The organism is Paracoccus sp. C2R09, assembly GCF_018860625.1.
Taxonomy (GTDB): domain Bacteria; phylum Pseudomonadota; class Alphaproteobacteria; order Rhodobacterales; family Rhodobacteraceae; genus Paracoccus.
Window position 1 is genome coordinate 49,164 of record NZ_JAHKQB010000019.1, and the last position, 20,303, is coordinate 69,466.

Below are 20,303 nucleotides of genomic sequence, written 5' to 3' on the forward strand. Positions count from 1 at the left end.
CCATGGCGGATCGCGACGAGAGGATCGGCTGGTGGGTCTCGGGCGGCGTGCATGGCGCGCTGCTGGTGGCGCTGATCCTTGGCGGTGCGCTGTTCCGTCCCCAGCCGGGACCGGGAACGCGCAGCACGCAGGTATCCACGATCAGCGGGGCCGAGTTCGAAGCCTTGGCCGCTGCTGCGCGCGGATCGGGCCCGGTGGGCGCGAATGCGACCGATATCGACCAGATGACCAACCCCGCCGAGCCCGAAGCCGAAGCCGCGCGGCCCGCCCCGGCATCGCCCCCCGCGACGGATGATGCGGCCGAGCTGTCGGCCCCGGACCGATCCGAGCCCGCCCCCGATCTGAGCGATTTCGAGCCGCGCGATCCGGTCGCGGTCACGACCGATCTGCCCGATCCGACGGCCCCCGCGACCCCCGAGGCGCTGCCCGACCTGCCCCGGGCGACCGACGCCCCGCAGACGGGCCGCAGCGCTGCGGTTCCGGTGGCCCCTGCGCCGGACGAGGTGGCCGAACCCGTCGCCCCGCGCTCTGCGCTGGCGCTCGATCAATCACGGAACCCGCAATCGCGTCCCGATGGGCTAGTCGAGGCATATCGCCAGCGCCAGGCCGAAGCTGCAGCCGCCGAGGCTGCAGCAGCTGCGCAACGTGAAGCTGCTGCGGAGGCTGCGCGGGCCGAAGCCGCACGGGCGGAAGCTGCGCGGGCCGAAGCTGCGCGGGCCGAAGCTGCGCAGCAGGCCGCGGATGCGCAAGCAGAGGCACAGGCCGAGGCCCGTGCGCAGGCTGAGGCTGAGGCGGAGGCACAACGCCGCGCCGCCGCCGAAGAGGCTGAAGCCCGCGAAGCGGCGGAGGCTGCCGAGGCGCGCCAGCGCGCCGAAGAGGAACGGCAGGCCGCCGAAGCTGAACGCCGTGCTGAGGAAGAGCGCCGTGCCACCGAGGCCGCGCAAGCGGAACGCCGTGCGGAAGAGGCTGCGGAAGCGGAACGTCGGGCCGAGGCCGAGCGTCAGGCCGCCGAGGCCGAACGCCGTGCCGAAGAGGAACGCCGCGCGGCGGAAGCCGCCGAAGCCGCTGAAGAAGAGCGTCGTGCCGAAGCCGAGCGCCGCGCAGAGGAAGAACGTCGCGCCGCGGAGGCCGCCGAGGCCGAGCGCCGCGCGGAAGAAGAGCGCCGCGCTGCGGAAGCCGCGGAAACCGCTGAAGAAGAACGCCGTGCCGAAGCCGAACGTCGCGCCGAGGAGGAGCGCCGCGCGGCAGAGGCCGCCGAAGCCGACCGCCAGGCGCTGGAGGACGCGCTCCGCGAGGCGCAGGGCGCAGGCGGCGGTGCGGATGGCACGGACACGGCCGCAGGTGCCGATGCCTTCGGCGACAGCCAGAGCATCGAGGGCGGCAGCGGTGCCTCGGCCGAGATGGACCCCCTTGCGGCCGCACTTGCGGGCGCGATGTCGGCGGGTTCGGGGACCGAGGATGCGGGCGGCGCCGCCCCCGCGGCTGCACCGAACCAGCTGGTCCCGGGCGATATCCGCCCCTCGACCCTTCCCGATCCGTCGCAGCAGGGGGCGCTGCCCCTTGGCGATCCTCTGTCCCAATCCGAACGCGACGAGCTGCGCTTTGCCATCCACGATTGCTGGAACAAGGGGCTGCTGTCGGTCGAGGCTTCGCAGATGACCGTCTCGGTCGGGGTGCGCCTGTCCCCCGAGGGCATCCCCGAACAGGACAGCCTGCGCATGGCCGGATATCGTGGCGGATCGGAAGGGGCCGCCCAGCAGGCATTCGAGATCGCAAGCCGCGCCATATTGATGTGCGGGCGGGCAGGTTTCGACCTGCCGATGTCGAAATACGGGCGTTGGCGCGACATCGTCGTCGATTTCCGCCCCGATGGTGTCGAGTTCTGATAATGCACCGACATCTTTTGCTTTTCGCAGACCCAAGGTAATGAGGTTTCCATGTTCCGCCCCCTGATCCTCGCCTCGACCTTCCTGACCGCCGGCCTGGCCGCGACGGTCCTGCCCGTCATGCCCGCCCATGCGCAGGACGAACCCCTGCGGATCGAAATCACCGACGGGGTGATCGAGCCTATGAGCATCGCGATCCCCGCCTTTCACGGCGACGAGGAGGTCGCGGCCAAAGTGCGACAGGTCGTGGCCGACGACCTGACCGGAACGGGCCTCTTTTCCGAGATCCCGGCCGAGGCGCAGGTCGCCCGTCCGGGCAGCTTCGCGGAACCCGTCAGCTACGAGGATTGGCGCGCGGTCGACGCGCAGGCGCTGGTCACCGCCGAGGTCCGCCAGATGGGCGAGAACATCTCGGTCCGGTTCCGCCTGTTCGACGTCATCTCGGGGCAGCCACAGGGCGACGGGATGCAGTTCGATGCCCGCGCCGCCGATTGGCGCCGCGCGGCCCACAAGATCGCGGACCAGGTCTATGCCCGCCTGACCGGCGAACGGCCCTATTTCGACAGCCGTATCGCCTTCGTCCAGGAAACCGGTCCGAAAAGCGCGCGGATCAAGCGCATCGGGGTCATGGATTACGACGGCAAGAATACGTTGTGGATGACCAATGGCGCCTCGCTGGTGCTGGCGCCCAAATTCTCGCCCGACGGGACCAAGATCCTCTATACCAGCTATGACAGCGGCTTTCCGCAGATCCGCCTGCTGGACGTGGCGACGGTCACGTCGCGGGCGTTGACGCAGGACGCGCAGGCGATGTCCTTCTCGCCCAGCTTCGGTCCCAAGGGGCAGTCGATCGTCTACAGTCGCGAACAGGGCGGCAATACCGACATCTGGCTGATGGCACCCAATACCGGCGCGGGTCGCCCGCTGACCGACGCCCCCTCGATCGAGACCTCGCCCAGCTTCAGCCCCGACGGGCAGCGCATCGTCTTCGAGAGCGACCGTTCCGGCAGCCCGCAGCTCTATATCATGGGGGTGGATGGCGGCGAGCCGGTGCGCATCAGCTTCGGCGACGGGCGCTATGGCAGCCCGGTCTGGTCGCCCAAGGGGGACATGATCGCATTCACCAAGCAGGTCGGCGACCGCTTCCATATCGGGATCATGCGGACCGACGGCTCGGGCGAGAAGATGCTGACCGAATCCTTCCTTGACGAGGGTCCGACCTGGGCCCCCAATGGGCGTGTCGTCATGTTCACGCGGGTGACGCCCGGCGGGAACGGCCAGCCGCGCCTGCATTCCGTGGACATCACGGGTCGCAACATGCGCCCGATGAACCTCGATTTCGCCGCCTCGGACCCGTCCTGGGGTCCCCTGATGCAATGAGGACCAGATGATCAACGCCGCGACGAAACCCGCCCTGCTGATGGCCCTTCTGGGCCTTGCCGCCTGTGCCCAGCCTGCACCCCAATCCGCCGCCCCTGTGGTCGATCCCTATGCCAATACCGGCGGCGGGGCGGTCTTTCAGGGCAATGTGGCGACGGGCAGCCTGGGCAACCAGGCCACGGCCGAATATTTCCGTTCGGAGGTCGGGGACACGGTGCTGTTCGCCGCCGATCAGACCACGCTGGATGCCGATGCCCGCGCGATCCTTGCGCGTCAGGCGCAATGGCTGAACAGCCATGGCGGTTTCCAGGCGGTGGTCCAGGGCCATGCCGAGGAGACCGGCACCCGCGAATACAACCTTGCCCTGGGCGCGCGCCGCGCCAGCGCCGTTCAGGAATACCTCGTGGCCGAGGGCGTGTCGCCCGGTCGCATCCGCACGCTGTCCTTCGGCAAGGAACGTCCCGCGGCGACCTGCTCGGACGAGAGCTGCTGGTCGCGCAACCGCCGCGCCGTCACCGTGGTCAGCGAAGCAGGCCCCGGGGCATGATCCGCAAGATCGCGCTGACGCTGTTCCTCGGGCTTGGCACGCCCGCACTGGCGCAACCCGCGCCGGACCAGGCGACCCTGGCCGATCTGCGCGCCGAACTGACGGTGCTGCAGGGGAACCTGACGACCCTTCGGGCCGAGCTGGTGGGTTCGGGAACCTCGGGCATCCGCGCGGCAGGCGGGGCTTCGGCCATCGACCGGATGAACGCGATGGAGGCGCAGCTGCGCCGCCTGACCAATCAGGCCGAACAGCTGCAGAACCGCGTGGGTCGCATCGCCGCCGAGAATGAACGGCGGCTGGCCGACATGGAGTTCCGCCTGTGCGAGATGGAGCAGGGCTGCGATCTGTCCAAGCTGACGATGACCGCGGGCGCGGGCGGGGTGACGCCGGAACTGCTGCCCGCGAACCCGTCCGAACGCCCCGCATCCGACCCCGCCTCGACCGAGGCCGAGCGCAGCGATTTCGAGTCCGCCGAGGCCGCCCTGTCCGAGGGCGATCACCTGCGCGCGGCCCGCATGTTCGGGGCCGTCGCGGAAAACCATGCAGGCGGCCCCCTGACCGCCGAGGCCCTGTTCCGCCGGGGCCAGGCATTCGAGCTTGCGGGCCAGCCCCGTGACGCCGCCGCCGCCTGGCTGGAAGGTTTCGCCGCCGATCCGGACGGATCTCGGGGCGGGGCCAGCCTTCTGGGCATCGCCCGCGTGATCGAGGGCGAGGGCGACCGCACCGCATCCTGCCTGTACCTGGCCGAGATCCCGGCCCGCTTCCCCGGTTCCCCCGAGGCTGCGACCGCGCTTGCCAGCGCCGAGCGCCTGGGCTGCGGAACTGCCGACCTGGGTGCGCTGGACCCGTTGCTGGACACCGGCCTCGACCCCGAGGCGGCTGCGGACATGGCCGTGCATGAGTGACGTCGCCTCCCGCATCCGTGGGGCGCTGGACCGGCTGGCAGGGGATCGCCCCGCGCTCGGGCTGGCGGTATCGGGCGGGGGCGACAGCGTGACCCTGATGCGGGTCGCCGCTGAATGGGCGGGGGGGCGCAAGCTGATGGTCGCCACCGTCGATCACGGGTTGCGATCCGACAGCGGCGCCGAGGCCGAGCGGACCGCCCGCATGGCCCGCGCCCTTGGGCTGCCCCATGCGATCCTGCTGTGGAAACGCGAAACGCAGGCGGGGAACCTGATGGCACAGGCGCGCGATGCGCGGTTGCGTCTGCTGTCGGCCTGGGCGCAGCGCAACGACCTGCCCGCCGTGGCGCTTGGGCATACCGCCGACGATCTGGCCGAAACGCTGCTGATGCGGCTGGGGCGCGGATCGGGCATCGACGGGCTGGCCGCCATGGCCGAATGGCGGGACGCCTTCGGGATGCGCTGGCTGCGCCCCATGCTGGGTGTCGGTCGCGCCGAAACCCGCGACTGGCTGCGCGGGCAGGGGGCCGAATGGATCGACGACCCCACGAACGAGAATACCGATTACGAACGTGTCCGCACGCGCCGCGCCATCGCGGCGCTCGGGCTGGACGTCTCGGGGCTGGCACGTTCCGCGCGCCACATCTCCGAGGCGCGGCAGGCCCTGTCGGATTACGCGTCACTGCTGGCCAAGGGGGCCGAGGTCGATCGCGGCAGCCTGATCCTGCCGCGCCACGTCCTGCGCGACAGCCCGACCGATATCCGGCGCAGGCTGCTGGTCGCTTCCTGCCGATGGGTGACGGGTGCCGATTATCCGCCCCGCCGGGCGACGCTGCTGCATGCGCTGGACGCGCTGCGCGCACAGGCCCGTGTCACGCTGGACGGCTGCCTGGTCAGCCCGATGCAGGGCGACTGCATCCGCATCACCCGAGAGGCCGCCGCCGCAAGCCGCGCCATGCCCGCGACCGAAGGTGTCTGGGACCGGCGCTGGCGGATCGGAACGCTGCCCGAAGGCCACCATGTCGCGGCCCTTGGCACCGCCGCGCTCGAGGGGCGGAACTGGCGTCGCAGCGGATTGCTGCGCGACGAGGCCGCGGCCTCGCCCGCGATCTGGAAAGGTGATATGGTGGTCGACGCACCCCTGCTGCGCGACGATCCCGATGACCTGCTGCGACCGCTTCGGGGCGCGGCAGATTTCCGCAGTCTGGTGAAGGCGCATTGAACCTTCTCAGATAATCCCTATCTTCATGGGCAAACCGCTTTTCCGCCGGAGGAACCCGATTTGGGCAACGCTCGCAACCTCGCCTTCTGGGTGGTCCTGTTCCTGATGATCCTGGCGCTGTTCAACCTGTTCAGCGACGGACCAGGCACCATGAACAGCCGCCAGATCAGCTACTCGGACTTTATTCAGAGGGTCGAGAACGATCAGGTCAGTGCCGTCACCATCGACGGCGAGGATCTGACCTTCACCGGTGCCGATGGCCAGCAATACGCCACCGTCCGCCCCATGGGCGAAGAGATCTCGGACCGGTTGATCGAACGTGACATCGATGTCCGCGTGGTCAAGCAGCAGAGCTCGGGCTTCATGTCGCTTCTGGGCGTCTGGCTGCCCTTCATCCTCCTGATCGGCGTCTGGATCTTCTTCATGAACCGCATGCAGGGCGGCGGCAAAGGCGGGGCGATGGGCTTTGGCAAGTCGCGCGCCAAGCTGCTGACCGAAAAGCACGGCCGCGTTACCTTCGACGATGTCGCCGGCATCGACGAAGCCAAGGAAGAGCTGGAGGAGATCGTCGAGTTCCTGCGCAACCCGCAGAAGTTCAGCCGTCTGGGCGGCAAGATCCCGAAAGGCGCGCTGCTGGTCGGCCCTCCGGGCACCGGCAAGACGCTGCTGGCCCGTGCCATCGCGGGCGAGGCTGGCGTGCCCTTCTTCACCATCTCGGGTTCGGACTTCGTCGAGATGTTCGTGGGCGTCGGCGCAAGCCGTGTCCGTGACATGTTCGAGCAGGCCAAGAAGTCCGCCCCCTGCATCGTCTTCATCGACGAGATCGACGCCGTGGGCCGTGCGCGCGGCGTCGGCATCGGCGGCGGCAACGACGAACGCGAACAGACGCTGAACCAGCTGCTGGTCGAGATGGACGGCTTCGAGGCGAACGAAGGCATCATCATCGTTGCCGCGACCAACCGCAAGGACGTGCTGGACCCCGCGCTGCTGCGCCCGGGCCGTTTCGACCGCCAGATTCACGTGCCGAACCCCGACATCAAGGGCCGCGAAAAGATCCTGTCGGTCCATGCACGCAAGGTTCCTGTCGGTCCCGATGTCGATCTGCGCCTAATCGCGCGGGGGACGCCCGGCTTCTCGGGTGCCGATCTGATGAACCTGGTGAACGAGGCCGCGCTGACCGCCGCGCGGATCGGTCGCCGTTTCGTCAGCATGGCCGATTTCGAGAACGCCAAGGACAAGGTCATGCTGGGTGTCGAACGCCGCAGCCTGGTCCTGACGCCCGAACAGAAGGAAAAGACTGCCTATCACGAGGCCGGTCACGCCATCGTCGGGCTGTCGATGCCGAAATGCGATCCCGTCTACAAGGCGACGATCATTCCGCGCGGCGGTGCCCTGGGCATGGTCGTCAGCCTGCCCGAGATGGATCGGCTGAACTTCCACAAGGACGAAGCCAAGCAGAAGATCACGATGACCATGGCCGGCAAGGCCGCCGAGATCATCAAATACGGCGAAGAGGGCGTGTCGAACGGACCCGCAGGCGACATCCAGCAGGCCAGCCAGCTGGCGCGCGCGATGGTCATGCGTTGGGGCATGTCCGACAAGGTCGGTGCCGTGGATTACGCCGAGGCGCATGAGGGGTATTCCGGCAATACCGGCGGGTTCTCGGTCTCGGCCTCGACCAAGGAGCTGATCGAGCAGGAAGTGCGCGATCTGATCGAGACCGGCTATCAGGAGGCGCGCCAGATCCTTCTGGACAAGTCCGAAGAGTTCGAGCGTCTGGCCAAGGGGCTTCTGGAATACGAAACCCTGACCGGCGAAGAGATCGGCCGCATCATCCGGGGCGAATCGCTGGACGGCGATGACGATGACACCCCGTCGAGCGTGATCCCGGCGGTCACATCCGTCCCGAAGGCCGGCAAGCCCGCCCCGGGGGGCGATCCCGCCCCTGCGTGATACGCCGCCATGGCGATGCATCACGGCCCCCTTCGCGATCGCGGAGGGGGCCTTTTTCATGCGCGAGTCGACGAATCGCGGCTGGCTGGCGGTGAAGATGACCGCCGAGATGCGTCGATAGGACGATGTCGGGCCTCGATTAATGTTAGCCGATGCGGTTCGTTGTCGCGCGCAACTTTGGCGCGAAAAATCGTGCCGCTACAATAATCCTTAACAGATACGCCCGTTTACGGATCGTTAGGAAATGATTCCAAAACTTCAGGGTTTCCTGATTGATCAATCGACCAAACCGTATGGTTCGTTTCTACCTTGAGGTTAATTCGATGTATTCCTATCCTTTAGGATATGAGGTCGCGTATCTCTTTTTCTATGGCGGAGAACAGCATGTCCAAGATCGATCACTCGCCCATGGCTGAAATGCTCTGCTTCGATGTGTATGCCCTGAACCTGGCATTCGGTCGGATCTACAAGCCGCTTCTGGACCCGCTCGGGGTCACCTATCCGCAGTATCTGGTCCTGATGACGCTGTGGCGCGAAGGTGATCTTGCGGTCGGGGAAATCGGCGCGCATCTGGGGCTGGACAGCAGCACGCTGACGCCGCTGTTGAAGCGGCTGGAACAGAACGGCATGGTCATGCGCCGTCGCGACCGCCGGGACGAACGCCGGGTGATCATCAGTCTGACCCCCAAGGGCCGGCGCCTCGAGGCCGAGGAGAAGCGGATCGAAAGCTGCCTGGTGAACGTGGCCAAGTTCTCTCAGGAGGAGAAGATGGCCATGCAGGGGCTGGTCCAGAAGCTGACCACGCATCTTCAGGCCGGCGTTCACGGCTGAGGCTTGCGAATGACCGCGCATGGGTGCAAGACACCCATGCCATGACAGAGATCCGCGACATCCCCGACATGCCCGCGCTGCGCGCCGAAATCGACAAGGTCGATCGGCAGCTGATGGCGCTTTTCGCCCACCGTCACGCGCTGATCGACCGCGCCGCGCAGATCAAGCGTGGCAACGGGCTGCCTGCCCGCATCGACGACCGCGTCGAGGAGGTGGCGATGAACGCCAACCGCAATGCGCGCGAGGCCGGGCTGGATCCGGATTTCTACGAGGCCCTGTGGCGGCAGCTGATCGAGGCTGCCATCGCCCAGGAGGATCGCCAGCTGAACAAGGATCGCCCATGACTGCCCAGATCATAGACGGCAAGGCCTTTGCGGCCGGCCTTCGCGCCCGCATCGCCACCGAGGTCGCCGCAATGGCGGAACGCGGGATCACCCCCGGCCTTGCGGTCGTTCTGGTGGGCGAGGATCCGGCCAGCCAGGTCTATGTCCGCTCGAAGCACCGCCAGACGGTCGAGGTGGGCATGAACTCCTATGAGCACCGTCTGCCTGCCGACACCACGCAGGAAACGCTGCTGGCGCTGATCGACAAGCTGAACGCCGATCCAGCCGTGAACGGCATCCTAGTGCAGCTGCCGCTGCCCGACCATCTGGACGAGGCGCTGGTCATCAATGCCATCGCCGCCGAGAAGGATGTCGACGGGTTCCACATCCTGAACGCGGGGCGCCTTGCGACCGGGCAGAAGGCGATGGTGCCCTGCACGCCGCTTGGCTGCCTGATGATGCTGCGCGACCAGCTGGGCAGCCTGTCGGGCAAGAACGCCGTCGTGATCGGGCGCAGCAACATCGTGGGCAAGCCGATGGCGCAGCTGCTGCTGCGCGACAGCGCGACGGTGACGGTGGCCCATTCGCGTACCGCCGATCTGCCCGCGGTGGTTCGCGGTGCCGATATCGTCGTCGCGGCTGTCGGTCGCGCGAATTTCGTCCAGGGCGACTGGATCAAGCCGGGGGCGACGGTGATCGATGTGGGCATCAACCGCACCGATGACGGGCTGGTGGGCGATGTCGATTTCGCCGCCGCTTCGACGGTCGCGGGTGCGATCACGCCGGTGCCGGGTGGGGTAGGGCCGATGACGATCGCCTGTCTTCTGGCCAACACCCTGACCGCCACGGCGCGCGCCAACGGTCTGCCCGACCCCGAGGGGCTGACCCCCTAGGCCATTCGCGCCATCAGCCTCAGCGCGTGCGAGGGATCGTTCGCCACGGCAGGCATCACCGGATCATAGGCCGCGCGGATCAGCGCGGCCTTTTCGGTATCGGGCTGGATTTCCTGCGCGAAGGTCAGCGTCGATTCCATGGTGATCTTCTCGGCCAGCGCGCCGGGATGGGCGTGGGCAAGGGGGCCGCTCATGTCGAAGAAGGCAAAGCAGGCGCGGATGGCCCCGGCCTCGTCGAAGCGAAAGATGCGGTAGCTGGCAGCGCCTTCGGCCGCCAGTCGCGCGGGCAGGTCGGGCTGTCCCGTCAGCCGGTCGAGATCGGGCACGCCCGCCAGATCGTCCCAGCCGCGCGCGAAGAACAGCATCAGGTTCGACCCGCTTTCGGGGTCGGTATCGACCACCGGATGCCCCGCATGGGCGAAACCCGCCTTCAGCGCGGCGCGCAGGATGTCCAGCGTCTCGTCGGCCAAGCCGAAGGCCACGGGCGCCACGGGGCGGCCCCATCTTGCGCAGCGATAGGTTCCGTCGGAACGGGTGAACAGGGCCGCGATCTCTTGCGCTGTCATGTGTCTTCCTGAAAACAAGTATGCCGGGACAGGGCCTGCGCTCCGTCCCGGCTGGTGTCATGGCACGATCAGTTGACGATCGTGGCCTCGGTCGCCGCGCGAAGCTCGTCCTCGGTGACGCCATCGGCCAGCTCGACGATCTTCAGCCCGCCCTCGACCACGTCCAGAACGCCCAGGTTGGTGATGATCCGGTTCACCACGGCCTTGCCCGTCAGCGGCAGGGTGCATTCGCGCAACAGCTTGGATTCGCCGGCCTTGTTCGTGTGATCCATGACCACGATCACGCGCTTGACGCCCGCCACCAGGTCCATCGCACCGCCCATGCCCTTGATCAGCTTGCCGGGGATCATCCAGTTCGCAAGATCGCCGTTCTCGGCCACCTCCATTGCGCCCAGGATCGCCGCCGCGATCTTGCCGCCCCGGATCATCCCGAAGCTGGTCGCGCTGTCGAAATAGGACGTGCGGTCCAGTTCCGTGATGGTCTGCTTGCCCGCATTGATCAGGTCGGGATCCTCTTCGCCCTCGAAGGGGAAGGGGCCCATGCCCAGCATGCCGTTTTCGGACTGCAGCGTGATGTCCTTGTCGCCGGTATAGTTCGCCACCAGCGTGGGAATGCCGATCCCGAGATTCACGTACATGCCGTCTTCCAGCTCCTCCGCGGCGCGCGCGGCCATCTGATTGCGATCCCAGGGCATCACGCGGTCTCCTTCTTGCGGGTGGTGCGCTGTTCGATGCGCTTCTCGTGCTGGCCCTGAATGATGCGGTGGACATAGATGCCGGGCAGGTGGATCATGTCGGGGTCCAGGCTGCCGCGCGGGACGATCTCCTCGACCTCGGCCACGCAGATCTTGCCGCACATGGCCGCGGGCGGGTTGAAGTTGCGCGCCGTCTTGCGGAACACGAGGTTGCCGGTGTCGTCGGCCTTCCACGCCTTCACGATGGACAGGTCGGCAAAGATCCCGCGTTCGAGGATATAGGTCTCGCCGTCGAAATCCTTGTGCTCCTTGCCCTCGGCGATGACGGTGCCGACGCCGGTCTTGGTGTAGAAGCCCGGAATGCCCGCGCCGGCCGCGCGCATGCGTTCGGCCAGGGTGCCCTGCGGGTTGAACTCCAGCTCCAGCTCTCCGGACAGGTATTGGCGCATGAATTCGGCGTTCTCGCCGACATAGCTGCTCATCATCTTGCGGATCTGGCGCGTTTCCAGCAGCTTGCCCAGCCCGAACCCGTCGACGCCGCAATTGTTGCTGGCGACCGTCAGGTCCTTGACGCCGCTTTTCACCAGCGCATCGATCAGCAATTCGGGGATCCCGCAGAGACCGAAGCCCCCTGCGGCGATCAGCATCCCGTCATGCAGGATGCCCTCCAGCGCCTCCTCGGCGCTTGCATGGATCTTCTTCATAGCCCCTCCCGTCCAAAGATTTCTGCAACTGCACAATATGTCGCGCGCAGGTCGCGTCCTGTCAATCTTGGCGGATGGGAAAGGGGGGGCATGGCGCCCCCCGACCTCATTCCTCGGTCTTCTTCGCGGCGGCCTTCTTGGCGGGTGCCTTCTTCGCGGCGGGTTTCTTTGCGGCGGTCTTGGGCGCAGCCTTCGTCGTGGCCTTCTTCGCGGCGGGCTTCTTGGCCGCGACCTTCTTGGGCGATTTCGCCGCCTTGGCCGCGATCAGTTCCAGCGCGCGTTCCTGGGTCAGATCCTCGGGCGAGACATCCTGAGGCAGGGTCGCGTTGATCTTGGCCCATTTGACATAGGGGCCATAGCGCCCGTTCATCACCTGGATGGGACCGCCATCGGGATGTTCGCCCAGTTCCCTGAGGGGTGCCGCAGCGGTGCGCCCGCGGGTCTGCTTCTGGGCCAGAACCTCGACCGCGCGGTTCATGCCAACGATGAAGACCTCGTCCACATCGGGCAGGTTTGCGTATTTCGACCCGTGCTTCACATAGGGGCCATAGCGACCGATGCCGGCCTCGATCATCACGCCGTCATCGGGATGCGGGCCGACGGGGCGGGGCAGGGACAGAAGCTGGACGGCGCGGTCCAGGTCCATCTCGGCCGGGTTCCAGCCCTTGGGCACGGATGCACGCGGGGGCTTGGGCTGTTCCTCGGTCGCTTCGCCGCGCTGGACATAGGGGCCGAAACGGCCCGATCGCAGGCTGATCTCGTCCCCGTCGTCATGGCCCAGCACCCGGTCGCCCACGGCTTCCTCGCCGTCGGGGGCCGACAGGGGGCGGGTATAGCGGCATTCGGGATAGTTGGTGCAGCCGATGAAGGCGCCGCCCGAACGCGCGGTCTTGAGGTTCAGCCGCCCCTGACCGCATAGCGGGCATTCGCGCGGATCGCCCCCATCCGCACGCGGCGGATAGAGATGGGGCGCAAGCGCATCGTCGATCGCGTCCAGAACCTCGGTGATGCGCAGCTCGGACGTGCCCTCCAGCGCCTTCGAGAAGTCGCGCCAGAAGCGGCCCAGAACCTCGCGCCACATCAGGTCGCCGGCGCTGATCTCGTCCAGCTCGTTTTCCAGATCGGCAGTGAAGTCGTAGCTAACATAGCGCGGGAAGTATTTCACGAGGAAGGTCGTCACCAGACGGCCCTTGTCCTCGGGGATCAGGCGGTTCTTGTCCTTGCGGACATAGTCGCGGTCCTGGATCGTGGTGACGATGCTGGCATAGGTCGAGGGACGCCCGATGCCCAGTTCCTCCATCCGCTTGACCAGCGTCGCTTCGGTGTAGCGCGGGGGCGGCTGGGTGAAATGCTGACGCGAAGCGGTCGATGCGGCCTGGTCGGCCAGCATGCCGGGCGCGGCCAGCTGGGTTGCGGGCGCTGCGGGCAGATCGCCGCCCTTCTCGCGCGCCTTGGCCAGTTCCGGCTCGAACGCGCCACCGACCAGCCTTGCGGCCTCGCCCTCGGAGATGGCGGGCAGGCGTGCGCTGTCCTCGCCATCGTCATCGTCGCGGCCCTGGTCGTAGACGCGCAGGAAGCCGTCGAACAGCATGACCTGACCGGTCGCGCGCAGGCCGACCTGGTTGTCGGGGCTGGCGATCTCGACGGTGGTCCGCTCCATCCGGGCAGCTTCCATCTGGCTGGCGATCGTGCGCTTCCAGATCAGCTCGTACAGCTTGCGTTGATCGTCGGCGGTGATCTTCAGGCGGTCCGGCGACATCATCATGTCGGTCGGACGGATGCACTCGTGGGCCTCCTGCGCGTTCTTGGCCTTGTTCTTGTACATGCGCGGCGATTTCGGAACGTAATTCTCGCCGAACTTGGCCTTGATCGCGTCGCGTGCGGCATGGACGGCCTCGGGGGCCATGTCGATGCCGTCGGTCCGCATATAGGTGATCAGCCCGGCCTCGTACAGGCGCTGCGCCGCCGACATGCAGGCCTTGGCGCCCATGCCCATCTTGCGGCTGGCCTCCTGCTGCAGGGTCGAGGTCATGAAGGGCGGCCAGGGATTGCGGCTGGCAGGCTTGGCTGCGACGCCCGTGACCTTCAGATCGCGGCTGGACACCGCGCTGACGGCCATGGCGGCCTTTTCGGCATCGGCCAGATCGTACCGGTCCAGCTTGGACCCCGCCAGCGTGGTCAGGGTCGCGTCGTATTCGTCGCCCCCCGGTGTCGCAAGCCGCGCATGCACCGACCAGTATTCGCGGGCCTTGAATGCCTCGATCTCCATCTCTCGGTCGACGATGACGCGCAGGCAGACCGATTGCACGCGGCCTGCCGATTTCGCGCCGGGCAGCTTGCGCCACAGGACCGGCGACAGCTTGAACCCCACGAGATAGTCGAGCGCGCGGCGTGCCAGATAGGCATCGACCAGCGCCTGATCGATCTGGCGGGGCTGCTTCATCGCCTCGGTCACGGCGGGCTTGGTGATCGCGTTGAAGGTGACGCGGCTGACCTCGCTCGTCTTCTTCAGCGACGATTGCAGCGCTTCCAGCAGGTGCCAGCTGATCGCCTCGCCCTCGCGGTCGGGGTCGGTCGCAAGGATCAGGTTGGGGTCTTCCTTCAGCGCGTCCTTGATGGCCTTCAGGTGCTTCTTGCTGTCGGAAGCGACCTCCCATTTCATGTCGAAATCATGGTCGGGATCGACGCTGCCATCCTTGGGGGGCAGGTCGCGGACATGGCCGAAACTGGCCAGAACGGTGAAGTCGCCGCCGAGATATTTCTCGATGGTCTTGGCCTTGGCCGGGGATTCGACGACGACGACGGGCATGGGAACCTCGGGCTGCTGCAATGGGGCGGCAACATGGGTGCGGCTCGACCTGCTGTCAACGGGTCAGCTGCGTTGCCGCTGTTCAGGCGATGGCCAGCCGTCCCCCTGCAAGACGCTGGACGCGGCCTTCCAGTTCCAGCGCAAGGATGGCCGCACTTGCGGTTGCAGCCGACACCCCCAGATCGCGTATCAGGTCGTTTTCATCCGTCGGAGAGGGGCCCAGCCGCGACATGATGCGCCCCTCCAGCTGGACGGGACCGCCCGCATCGCGATGGGATCGCCTTGGTGCGGCAGGCGGCTTGGGCGGGGCCGGGGGCTGCCGCAGGGGCAGGGCACCCAGGGCGTCGATCACGTCTGCGGCACTGCGCACCAGCGTGGCGCCGTCGCGGATCAGCGCGTTGCAGCCCGAGGCCCGCGCATCCATCGGATGGCCCGGCACCGCCATGACGTCGCGATGCTGGTCCAGCGCGTTCTTCGCGGTGATCAGCGTGCCGGACCTGCATGCCGCCTCGATCACGACGACGCCGCGGGTGATGCCCGACACGATCCGGTTGCGGGTGGGAAAATGTCGCGCCTGCGGTTCGGTGCCGGGGGGCTGTTCCGATATCAGCGCGCCGGATTCGGCGATCCGTGCCGCAAGCGAGGCGTTCTCGGGCGGATAGATGACGTCCACGCCGCCCGCCATGACGGCGACGGTGCCGGTGGGCAGGGCGGCGTCATGGGCGGCGGTGTCGATGCCGCGTGCAAGGCCGGCAACGACGTTCAGCCCGCCTTCGCCCAGGCCCGCGGCCATGCCCCGCGCCATGCGCAGCCCCAGAGAGCTGGCATTGCGTGCACCGATCACGGCCATGCCGTCGCGCGACAGCCAGGCAGGATCGCCACGGACCCACAGCACGGGGGGCGCGCCGTCGATCTCGCGCAGGCGGTCGGGGTATCGGGCATCGTCGCAGCGGATCAGCACGGCCCCCGCACGGCGCCCCGCGGCCAGTTCGGCGGCGGCCACGCCTTCGGGGCAGGTGCGATAATCGGCCATGCCGGACCGGGCGGCGATTTCGGGCAGGGCCAGAAGCGCGGCGGTCGCGCTGCCATGTTCGGCCAGCAGCCGATGGAACGTCGCCGGACCGACCCGCCGCGACCGGATCAGGCGCAGCCAGTCGATATCGCTGTCGGTGCCCGACATCGTGGGCGGGGCGGTTCCGGTATCCATGGCAAGCCTCCGGTAATGTCCGGGGGCCTGCATAGCCTGAAACTGGTTAAGGAAGCGTTGACGTCAGGCCGAGCCGCCGACCGTCAGTCCGCCGATCATCAGCGTGGGCTGACCCACGCCCACCGGCACCCATTGGCCCTGCTTGCCGCAATTGCCGATGCCCGGATCCAGCGCCATGTCGTTGCCGATGCCGCGCACCTGATGCAGCGCGGTCGCGCCGTCGCCGATAAGGGTGGCACCGCGAATCGGATCGCCCACCACGCCGTTCCTTACCCGGTACGCCTCGGTGCAGGAGAAGACGAACTTGCCGTTGGTGATGTCCACCTGGCCGCCGCCGAAGCCCACCGCATAGATGCCGTCCTTCAGATCGGCCAGGATCGCCGCCGGATCGGCATCGCCCCCCGGCATGTAGGTGTTGGTCATGCGCGGCATGGGCATGTGCGCAAAGCTTTCGCGGCGTCCGTTGCCGGTGGGTTCGACCCCCATCAGCCGCGCGTTCTGCCGGTCCTGCATGTAGCCCACCAGGATGCCGTCCTCGATCAGCACATTGCGCGCGGGGGGCGTGCCCTCGTCGTCGATATTGATGCTGCCGCGGCGGTCGGGGATGGTCCCGTCATCGACCACCGTGACGCCGGGTGCCGCGACCCGCTGCCCCATGAGACCTGCGAACGCGCTGGCCTTCTTGCGGTTGAAATCGCCCTCCAGGCCGTGGCCCACGGCCTCGTGCAGCAGGATGCCCGGCCAGCCCGGTCCCAGCACCACGTCCATGACGCCTGCGGGCGCCGCGACCGAACGCAGGTTCACCAGCGCGATGCGCAGCGCCTCGTCCACCAGCGGCTTCCAGTGGTGCGGATCGATCAGCGCGGTCAGCCCGTGCCGTCCGCCGCCGCCCGCCGTGCCGCTCTCGCGGCGGTCGTTGTTCTCGACGATGACGCTGACGTTCAGCCGCGCCATGGGGCGGATGTCGGTGGCCAGCCCGCCTTCGGGGCGCAGGATCGCGACCTCCTGCAGGGCGCTGGCCATCGAGACGCTGACCTGCACGACGCGGGGATCGGCGTTGCGGGCATAGGCGTCGATCTCTCTCAGGATGTCGATGCGATGGGCCGTGGGCAGCCCCTCGGCCGGGTCGATCGAGGGATAGAGGTTCACCGGCGCCATCGCGGGCGGCAGGGCCATCGTGCCGCCGCCATCGCCCACGGCCAGCCGCGCGGTCGCGGCGGCGCGGCGCAGCGCGGCTTCGGTCAGTTCGGTCGAATGGGCATAGCCCGAGATCGCGCCCCTGACCGCGCGCAGCCCGAAGCCCTGCGCCGCCATGAACGAGGAGTTGCGCAGCCGCCCATCGTCGAAGACCAGGAATTCCGTCTGGCTGCGCTCCAGGAACAGCTCTCCGTCATCGGCGCCGTGGACCGCCTCGCGCAGGATGGTCTGCGCCATGTCGCGGTCGAAATGGGCAAAGGGATCGAAGGGCGTGCGGCTCATGCAGGGCTCCTGATGGGGGTCGTGGACGGGGGCGCGGCACCCGGTCGCAATGCCCGCGGGCGCGGGATTGCTGTAGGTATGTCTTGCCCGGACAGGCATAATATGGTCATAGAACCTGTACTGTGAAAGGGAAAGGGGCGGGCATGAACCGCACCTGGGGCCGGTAAGGCCGGACCAGCACGACGGGGTGGGAAGATGGCAATAGCGATGATTCGCCGTGGATGCGCGGCAGTGGCAGGCTTGGCTTCGGCAGCCGCGCTGACCGGGGCGGCCGCGGCGCAGGACGTGATCGGGGACCTTCCGGTGATCGGCAGGCCGGTCGATGGCGGCATGGGCTTCCAGCCCGCCGCGACGGAACTGGCACGCGATCAGCAGTGGCTGGATCATTTCGTGCTGATCATCATCGCCGTCATCACCGTTTTCGTCTGCGGCCTGCTGCTGGTCTGCATCCTGCGCTTCAATTCGCGTTCGAACCCGGTCCCGGCCAAGTTCACGCACAACACCACGCTCGAGATCGGCTGGACCCTGGTTCCCGTGCTGGTGCTGATCGCCATCGGCGTCTTCTCGTTGCCGATCCTGTTCCGCAGCCAGGAGATGCCCGAGGATCCGGATGTCGTCATCAAGGTGACCGGCCACCAGTGGTACTGGTCCTACGAATATCCCGACAACGGCGTCAGCTTCGACAGCCTGATGCTGCCCGAGGAGGACCTGGCCGAGTTCGGCTATGCCCCCGAGGAATACAAGCTGGCCACCGACACCGCCGTCGTCGTGCCCACCGGCCAGAACGTGCTGCTGCAGGTGACCGCCAGCGACGTGATCCACAGCTGGACCATCCCCGCCTTCGCCGTGAAGCAGGACGCCGTTCCGGGCCGCATCGCCCAGGCCTGGTTCAATGTCGAACAGGAAGGCACCTATTTCGGCCAGTGCAGCGAGTTGTGCGGCGTGAACCACGCCTACATGCCCATCGTCGTCAAGGCCGTCTCGCCCGAGGTCTATGCCGAATGGGTGGAATCCCAGGGCGGCACCACCGGCAACGCCGATGCCCAGACCGCCGCGCTGAGCGCCTCTGCACGGATCGCCAGCGCCGACTGACCCGCCAAACCTGCCCGGGATGCGCGACCGCGTTCCGGGCATGCCAGATCGTGAAGGCCCGATGACCGACATCAACGCATATGACGCCAGCCCCGAAGGCGAGTTCCGCGATTACGTGGCGCTGCTGAAGCCGCGCGTGATGTCGCTGGTTGTCTTCACCGCCTTTGTCGGCCTGTGGGTCGCACCGGGTCAGGTCCATCCCTTCATCGGCTTCTGCGCGGTGCTGTTCATCGCCCTTGGCGGCGGGGCCTCGGGCGCGCTGAACATGTGGTACGACCGCGATATCGACGCGGTAATGAACCGCACCCGGTCGCGCCCCATCCCTTCGGGCCGCGTGCAGGAAAGCGAGGCCCTGGGCCTGGGGATCGTGCTGGGGACCATCTCGGTGATGATGCTGGGGCTGGTCGCGAACTGGTTTGCGGCGGGCTTTCTGGCCTTCACCATCTTCTTCTATGCCGTCGTCTATACCGTCTGGCTGAAGCGTTCGACGCCGCAGAACATCGTCATCGGCGGTGCCGCGGGCGCATTCCCCCCGATGATCGGCTGGGCCTGCGCGACGGGGGGCATCGGCATCGAATCCATCCTGATGTTCATGCTGATCTTCGTCTGGACGCCGCCGCATTTCTGGGCGCTGGCGCTGTTCATGAAAGAGGATTACCACCGCGCGGGTGTGCCTATGCTGACGGTGACCCATGGCCGCCGGTCCACGCGCCGCCACATTCTGGCCTATGCCGTGGCGCTGGCACCCTTCGCGATCGGGCTGGGGCTGACCTCGATCGGCGGGCCGCTCTACATGGCGGTGTCGGTCGTGCTGAACGTGGCCTTCCTGCGCGGCTGCTGGCAGATCTTCCGCCGGTCCGAGGATCAGGCCATCGCCGACGACTATGCCGTCGAGAAGCGCGTCTTCCGCCTGTCGCTCTACTATCTGTTCCTGCATTTCCTGGCGCTGCTGGTTCAGAGCTGGCTGGGGGGATGGTGATGCGCATCGAACATGAACTGCATGCGCGTCGCCGGTCGCGGAATGTGGGCCTGGGGCTTGTCCTTCTGGCCTTCGTCGCGCTGATCTTCGCGCTGACCGTGGTGAAGGTTCGCCAGGGCGATCTGATGGAAGCCTATGACCACCAGCCGCGCGTGTCCCTGACACCGCTGGACACACCTGCCGGAGCCCCGGCCGAGGAGACACCTGCCGGAGTCCCGGCGGAGGAGGCGCCATGAAGCGCCCCGGACGCGAGGCACGCACCGCGCTCGGGCTGGTCGGCGTCGTCCTGACCATGGGCGCGCTGGCATGGGCCGCGGTGCCCTTCTACAACTGGTTCTGCAGCGTTACGGGCTTCGGCGGCACCACGCAGGTGGCCGAAACCGCATCCGACGAGATCCTGGACGAGATCGTGCGCGTGCGCTTCGACGCGAATGTGGACGACAACCTGGGTTGGACCTTCCGCCCCATGCAGAACCGCATGGACCTGCGGATCGGGGAAAACGGCCTCGCCTTCTACGAGGCGGTGAACAATACCGACCAGCCGCTGACGGGCACGGCCAGCTACAATGTCGCGCCGGACGTCTCGGGCTACTATTTCATCAAGATCGAATGCTTCTGCTTTACCGAGCAGACCCTGCAGCCGGGCGAGCGGATCGAGATGCCGGTCAATTTCTATGTCGATCCCGAGATCGTTCAGGATCGCGACGCGTCATGGGTGCGCGACATCACCCTGTCCTATACCTTCCACCGGACCGAACCCCAAAGCGCCGCGCTTGACACGGGCACGTCCGGCACCATCAACTGACCTGAAGACAAAGAGGGGGCCTCTGGGGAC

19 protein-coding genes are annotated in these 20,303 nt (G+C 67.3%); 13 read left to right on the forward strand and 6 right to left on the reverse strand.

Annotation, left to right across the window (positions count from 1 at the left end; all coding sequences use genetic code 11):
- Positions 1-2 precede the first annotated feature (2 nt).
- The 9 genes from KO490_RS07640 (at position 3) to folD (ending at position 9,937) form a co-directional block, all read left to right on the forward strand.
- On the forward strand, positions 3-1,886 hold the full coding sequence (locus KO490_RS07640) for a protein TolA (protein ID WP_216018816.1): 1,884 nt from the start codon (positions 3-5) through the stop codon (positions 1,884-1,886).
- A gap of 63 nt (positions 1,887-1,949) precedes the next feature.
- Positions 1,950-3,266: a Tol-Pal system beta propeller repeat protein TolB gene (gene tolB / locus KO490_RS07645; protein ID WP_371822286.1), complete on the forward strand. Its 1,317-nt coding sequence runs from the start codon at positions 1,950-1,952 to the stop codon at positions 3,264-3,266.
- Between the two features lie 7 nt (positions 3,267-3,273).
- Positions 3,274-3,813, forward strand: coding sequence for a peptidoglycan-associated lipoprotein Pal (gene pal / locus KO490_RS07650; protein WP_216018818.1), 540 nt, complete (start codon positions 3,274-3,276; stop codon positions 3,811-3,813).
- Positions 3,810-4,718: a tol-pal system protein gene (locus KO490_RS07655; protein ID WP_216018819.1), complete on the forward strand. Its 909-nt coding sequence runs from the start codon at positions 3,810-3,812 to the stop codon at positions 4,716-4,718. The genes pal and KO490_RS07655 overlap by 4 nt, the downstream gene beginning before the upstream one ends.
- Entirely contained in the window at positions 4,711-5,937 is a 1,227-nt protein-coding gene (tilS, locus tag KO490_RS07660) for a tRNA lysidine(34) synthetase TilS (protein WP_216018820.1), read from the forward strand. The genes KO490_RS07655 and tilS overlap by 8 nt, the downstream gene beginning before the upstream one ends.
- Before the next feature lie 60 nt (positions 5,938-5,997).
- The gene (gene ftsH, locus KO490_RS07665; RefSeq protein WP_216018821.1) at positions 5,998-7,890 is read left to right on the forward strand and encodes an ATP-dependent zinc metalloprotease FtsH; all 1,893 of its coding nucleotides are present in this window, start codon (positions 5,998-6,000) and stop codon (positions 7,888-7,890) included.
- 384 nt (positions 7,891-8,274) lie between these two features.
- Complete coding sequence (locus KO490_RS07670) at positions 8,275-8,721, forward strand: MarR family winged helix-turn-helix transcriptional regulator (RefSeq protein ID WP_216018822.1); 447 nt, start codon at positions 8,275-8,277, stop codon at positions 8,719-8,721.
- A 41-nt stretch (positions 8,722-8,762) separates the two neighbouring features.
- Positions 8,763-9,065, forward strand: coding sequence for a chorismate mutase (locus KO490_RS07675; protein ID WP_216018823.1), 303 nt, complete (start codon positions 8,763-8,765; stop codon positions 9,063-9,065).
- Positions 9,062-9,937 (forward strand): bifunctional methylenetetrahydrofolate dehydrogenase/methenyltetrahydrofolate cyclohydrolase FolD, encoded by an 876-nt coding sequence (gene folD, locus KO490_RS07680; RefSeq protein ID WP_216018824.1) that lies wholly within the window; start codon positions 9,062-9,064, stop codon positions 9,935-9,937. The genes KO490_RS07675 and folD overlap by 4 nt, the downstream gene beginning before the upstream one ends.
- Here folD and KO490_RS07685 read toward each other — a convergent pair.
- The 6 genes from KO490_RS07685 to tldD all read right to left on the reverse strand — a co-directional run bounded on the left by KO490_RS07685 (position 9,934) and on the right by tldD (position 17,397).
- Entirely contained in the window at positions 9,934-10,503 is a 570-nt protein-coding gene (locus KO490_RS07685; protein ID WP_216018825.1) for a hypothetical protein, read from the reverse strand. The two genes, folD and KO490_RS07685, sit on opposite strands and share 4 nt — an antisense overlap.
- Positions 10,504-10,571: 68 nt before the next feature.
- On the reverse strand, positions 10,572-11,198 hold the full coding sequence (locus tag KO490_RS07690; RefSeq protein ID WP_216018826.1) for a CoA transferase subunit B: 627 nt from the start codon (positions 11,196-11,198) through the stop codon (positions 10,572-10,574).
- A complete protein-coding gene (locus KO490_RS07695) occupies positions 11,198-11,902 on the reverse strand; it encodes a CoA transferase subunit A (RefSeq protein ID WP_216018827.1) in 705 nt (234 codons plus the stop codon). Before KO490_RS07695 ends, KO490_RS07690 begins: the two co-directional genes overlap by 1 nt.
- Before the next feature lie 106 nt (positions 11,903-12,008).
- Positions 12,009-14,711 carry a type I DNA topoisomerase gene (gene topA / locus KO490_RS07700; RefSeq protein ID WP_216018828.1) on the reverse strand — a complete coding sequence of 901 codons (2,703 nt, stop codon included), beginning with the start codon at positions 14,709-14,711 and terminating at the stop codon, positions 12,009-12,011.
- A gap of 82 nt (positions 14,712-14,793) precedes the next feature.
- Entirely contained in the window at positions 14,794-15,918 is a 1,125-nt protein-coding gene (gene dprA, locus KO490_RS07705; protein WP_216018829.1) for a DNA-processing protein DprA, read from the reverse strand.
- A 63-nt stretch (positions 15,919-15,981) separates the two neighbouring features.
- Positions 15,982-17,397 carry a metalloprotease TldD gene (gene tldD, locus KO490_RS07710; protein ID WP_216018830.1) on the reverse strand — a complete coding sequence of 472 codons (1,416 nt, stop codon included), beginning with the start codon at positions 17,395-17,397 and terminating at the stop codon, positions 15,982-15,984.
- Between the two features lie 207 nt (positions 17,398-17,604).
- Here tldD and coxB point away from each other — a divergent pair, with 207 nt between their 5' ends.
- The 4 genes from coxB to KO490_RS07730 all read left to right on the forward strand — a co-directional run bounded on the left by coxB (position 17,605) and on the right by KO490_RS07730 (position 20,273).
- Entirely contained in the window at positions 17,605-18,489 is an 885-nt protein-coding gene (coxB, locus tag KO490_RS07715) for a cytochrome c oxidase subunit II (protein WP_252727066.1), read from the forward strand.
- Positions 18,490-18,550: 61 nt separating this feature from the next.
- Complete coding sequence (cyoE, locus tag KO490_RS07720; RefSeq protein ID WP_216018832.1) at positions 18,551-19,468, forward strand: heme o synthase; 918 nt, start codon at positions 18,551-18,553, stop codon at positions 19,466-19,468.
- Positions 19,468-19,704 (forward strand): hypothetical protein, encoded by a 237-nt coding sequence (locus tag KO490_RS07725; protein ID WP_216018833.1) that lies wholly within the window; start codon positions 19,468-19,470, stop codon positions 19,702-19,704. Before cyoE ends, KO490_RS07725 begins: the two co-directional genes overlap by 1 nt.
- Positions 19,701-20,273 carry a cytochrome c oxidase assembly protein gene (locus KO490_RS07730; protein ID WP_216018834.1) on the forward strand — a complete coding sequence of 191 codons (573 nt, stop codon included), beginning with the start codon at positions 19,701-19,703 and terminating at the stop codon, positions 20,271-20,273. Before KO490_RS07725 ends, KO490_RS07730 begins: the two co-directional genes overlap by 4 nt.
- Positions 20,274-20,303 lie beyond the last annotated feature (30 nt).

Coding starts and splice junctions, on each gene's coding strand:
- KO490_RS07640 (WP_216018816.1), top strand. CDS start 3: ATGGCGGATCGCGACGAGAGGATCGGCTGGTGGGTCTCGGGCGGCGTG.
- pal (WP_216018818.1), top strand. CDS start 3,274: ATGATCAACGCCGCGACGAAACCCGCCCTGCTGATGGCCCTTCTGGGC.
- KO490_RS07655 (WP_216018819.1), top strand. CDS start 3,810: ATGATCCGCAAGATCGCGCTGACGCTGTTCCTCGGGCTTGGCACGCCC.
- tilS (WP_216018820.1), top strand. CDS start 4,711: ATGAGTGACGTCGCCTCCCGCATCCGTGGGGCGCTGGACCGGCTGGCA.
- KO490_RS07670 (WP_216018822.1), top strand. CDS start 8,275: ATGTCCAAGATCGATCACTCGCCCATGGCTGAAATGCTCTGCTTCGAT.
- KO490_RS07675 (WP_216018823.1), top strand. CDS start 8,763: ATGACAGAGATCCGCGACATCCCCGACATGCCCGCGCTGCGCGCCGAA.
- folD (WP_216018824.1), top strand. CDS start 9,062: ATGACTGCCCAGATCATAGACGGCAAGGCCTTTGCGGCCGGCCTTCGC.
- KO490_RS07685 (WP_216018825.1), bottom strand. CDS start 10,503: ATGACAGCGCAAGAGATCGCGGCCCTGTTCACCCGTTCCGACGGAACC.
- KO490_RS07690 (WP_216018826.1), bottom strand. CDS start 11,198: ATGCCCTGGGATCGCAATCAGATGGCCGCGCGCGCCGCGGAGGAGCTG.
- KO490_RS07695 (WP_216018827.1), bottom strand. CDS start 11,902: ATGAAGAAGATCCATGCAAGCGCCGAGGAGGCGCTGGAGGGCATCCTG.
- topA (WP_216018828.1), bottom strand. CDS start 14,711: ATGCCCGTCGTCGTCGTCGAATCCCCGGCCAAGGCCAAGACCATCGAG.
- dprA (WP_216018829.1), bottom strand. CDS start 15,918: ATGGATACCGGAACCGCCCCGCCCACGATGTCGGGCACCGACAGCGAT.
- tldD (WP_216018830.1), bottom strand. CDS start 17,397: ATGAGCCGCACGCCCTTCGATCCCTTTGCCCATTTCGACCGCGACATG.
- coxB (WP_252727066.1), top strand. CDS start 17,605: ATGATTCGCCGTGGATGCGCGGCAGTGGCAGGCTTGGCTTCGGCAGCC.
- cyoE (WP_216018832.1), top strand. CDS start 18,551: ATGACCGACATCAACGCATATGACGCCAGCCCCGAAGGCGAGTTCCGC.
- KO490_RS07725 (WP_216018833.1), top strand. CDS start 19,468: ATGCGCATCGAACATGAACTGCATGCGCGTCGCCGGTCGCGGAATGTG.
- KO490_RS07730 (WP_216018834.1), top strand. CDS start 19,701: ATGAAGCGCCCCGGACGCGAGGCACGCACCGCGCTCGGGCTGGTCGGC.